We start from the raw sequence: 2,415 nt of genomic DNA, 5'->3' as shown, positions 1-2,415 counted from the left end.
TTGTACTTGGAAGTTGGTTTTTTAATCGATACATTTGGCTAACCAAATCCCCAACTGACGCCAAGCCACGAAACGTTGGCAGTAATCGCAAAAAAAAAATCGAAATTCACATTTATTACGTCCTGAATTCATATATTTGTACGTATAAATATTTTGCGCTATGGATACTAAACTCACATTGAAGCTTGACCAAGAGATAATAGAAAAAGCTAAACATTATGCGTCTGAAAAAAAATTAAGCTTATCTCGAATTATAGAAAACTACCTTAATTCTTTGACTTCAGATAAAACGAATAATGACATACAAATTTCGCCGTTTGTAAAAAGTCTTTCATCAGGAATTAAAATTCCAGCTGATTATGATTATAAAAAAGATCGTGCTGATTATTTAGAACAAAAATACAAATGAGCAGAATTTTTTTAGATACTAACGTTATATTAGATTTGTTGGGAGAAAGAGTTCCTTTTTTTGATTCTATTGCTAAAGTTGCTACTTTGGCAGATCAAAAAAAACTTGCTATAATTGTCTCACCTCTTTCATTCACGACAATAGATTATGTTTTGAATAAATATGAAAGTTCCGAATCTGTTCTGAATAAACTTCGAAAGTTTAAAATAATCTGTGAGGTTTGTGAGGTTAATGAGGAAACAATTGACAAAGCGTTGAATTCGAATTTCAAAGATTTTGAAGATGCTGTTCAATATTTTACTGCCATACAAACTAACTGCTCAATAATTATAACTAGAAACGGAAAAGATTTTAAGAATTCTACAATTCCAATTATGACGGCTGAAGAATATTTAAGTAGTATTTTATAAAGCGACTACTGCCAACACACGCTACAAGCAATTTGGGCATTAGGCTTAATGGAAAGTTGGTTTTGTATTTGGGAATATTTGGCAAATCCGAAGAATAGGCTTAATTTAGTCCCAAACTGCTCGTAGCGCGGGGACGTTAGCAGGCATTTTACCGCAGAAAACTAAAAACCACTAAAAACCAAATGAAAAAAGGACTTCTAATTCTAGCTTTATTGTTTAGCCTAAAATCTATTTCCCAACAGAAAAATGACATCAAACTTTCCGAAATAAAATTGTGCGAACTAACTTTAGACAATTTAAAGCAAAATGATGTTGAATTAAAACAAATCAATTTGGAAGAAATGGATTTGTGTTCAGATGGTTTTGTACAAGATGGAAGGTTTGAAAATAGAATTGGATATACTTCAAAATTATATCCAGGTGTTATCTTCCAGAAATATCGTAAAGATTTAAATTCAATTGGGAAAATTCATTTAACAAAAGATTTCAAGGGATATTTACCTGACGGAAAATATGTTGACTTAAAGAACATTAAAGCTGGGGAACTTATCGCAAAATATGATAGTTTAGACATTTGGACTTCTCGTGGTTGTACTGATTATTTAGGAATAAATAGAAACAAAGAAATTTATTTATATGTAAAATTAAATTAGAAAAAAGAACCTCGTTATCCAATAGATGATAAATATTATTCCGAACAACAAATAGAAGGAATTGATATTGTTTCTGATTGTTATTCAACTCAACAAAATACTCAAGAAAACAAACCTTTATACATCGTCGAAGGTAAAGAAGTGACCGAAGAAATTATCGCCGAAATAAAACCTGATGACGTAGAATCGATAAATGTCTTAAAAGATATAAGTGCAACCAAAAAATACGGCGAAAAAGGAAAAAATGGAGTTATAGAAATTTACTTGAAAAAGAAGTAGAAAAAACGCCTGCTAACACACGCTACAAGCAATTTGGGTATTAGGCTTAATTTGAAATTGGTTTTGTATTTGGATGATTTGGCAAATCCGAAAAATAGGCTTAATTTAGTCCCAAACTGCTTGTAGCGCGGGAACGTTGGGGGGCAGTTGTGCCGAAATTTCGCAGACGAACTGGGTCTGAAAAACAAGCGTTTATTTGCATAAAAACTTACAAAGCAGAAGCGTGAAAGTTGGGTTTTGCCAGCAGAAACGTGAAAAGCAGAAACTTGAAAAGCATTGCGCTTAAAATTGAAAACGCAGAAGCAGAAGCGTGAAAGTTGGATTTTGCCAGCAGAAGCGTGAAAAGCAGAAACTTGAAAAGCATTACGCTTAAAATTGAAAAACGCAAAAAGCAGAAACTTAAAAACTTTGCGGAAATTCGTAATTTCGACAAAACAACCGCCCCCCAACAGCCGCTACAATCAAGCTGGGCATTTGGCTAAATTTGAAGTTGGTTTTGTATCAGCCGAGATTAGTTTTTAACCGAAAGTTTTTGGCTTTTTTAACCCCAGCCTGCTTGTAGCGCCAAGACGTTGGTGGCAAGTTGAGCCGAAATTACGCAGGTAATTCCGATTTGGAAATAAAGTTCACAGCTCGCAGAAACTAAAAAAACAGAAGGGTGAAA

At 33.4% G+C, this 2,415-nt stretch carries 4 protein-coding genes; all 4 read left to right on the top strand.

Annotation, left to right across the window (positions count from 1 at the left end; all coding sequences use genetic code 11):
• Nucleotides 1–160: 160 nt before the first annotated feature.
• The 4 genes from FNW21_RS16095 (at nt 161) to FNW21_RS16410 (ending at nt 1,751) form a co-directional block, all read left to right on the top strand.
• Nucleotides 161–409 (top strand): DUF6364 family protein, encoded by a 249-nt coding sequence (locus FNW21_RS16095; protein ID WP_116795554.1) that lies wholly within the window; start codon nt 161–163, stop codon nt 407–409.
• On the top strand, nt 406–819 hold the full coding sequence (locus tag FNW21_RS16090; RefSeq protein WP_144257768.1) for a type II toxin-antitoxin system VapC family toxin: 414 nt from the start codon (nt 406–408) through the stop codon (nt 817–819). Before FNW21_RS16095 ends, FNW21_RS16090 begins: the two co-directional genes overlap by 4 nt.
• A gap of 182 nt (nt 820–1,001) precedes the next feature.
• Nucleotides 1,002–1,472 (top strand): hypothetical protein, encoded by a 471-nt coding sequence (locus FNW21_RS16085; RefSeq protein ID WP_144257767.1) that lies wholly within the window; start codon nt 1,002–1,004, stop codon nt 1,470–1,472.
• Between the two features lie 141 nt (nt 1,473–1,613).
• Nucleotides 1,614–1,751 carry a hypothetical protein gene (locus FNW21_RS16410; RefSeq protein ID WP_185963955.1) on the top strand — a complete coding sequence of 46 codons (138 nt, stop codon included), beginning with the start codon at nt 1,614–1,616 and terminating at the stop codon, nt 1,749–1,751.
• Nucleotides 1,752–2,415 lie beyond the last annotated feature (664 nt).

The organism is Flavobacterium restrictum (assembly GCF_007097245.1).
GTDB lineage: Bacteria > Bacteroidota > Bacteroidia > Flavobacteriales > Flavobacteriaceae > Flavobacterium > Flavobacterium restrictum.
Note: the sequence above shows the minus strand (reverse complement) of the source record. Positions and strands in the feature narration are given on the sequence as shown.

Excerpts from the sequence above, each read along its gene's own strand:
- FNW21_RS16085 (WP_144257767.1), top strand. The coding sequence starts at position 1,002 with ATGAAAAAAGGACTTCTAATTCTAGCTTTATTGTTTAGCCTAAAATCT.
- FNW21_RS16095 (WP_116795554.1), top strand. The coding sequence starts at position 161 with ATGGATACTAAACTCACATTGAAGCTTGACCAAGAGATAATAGAAAAA.
- FNW21_RS16090 (WP_144257768.1), top strand. The coding sequence starts at position 406 with ATGAGCAGAATTTTTTTAGATACTAACGTTATATTAGATTTGTTGGGA.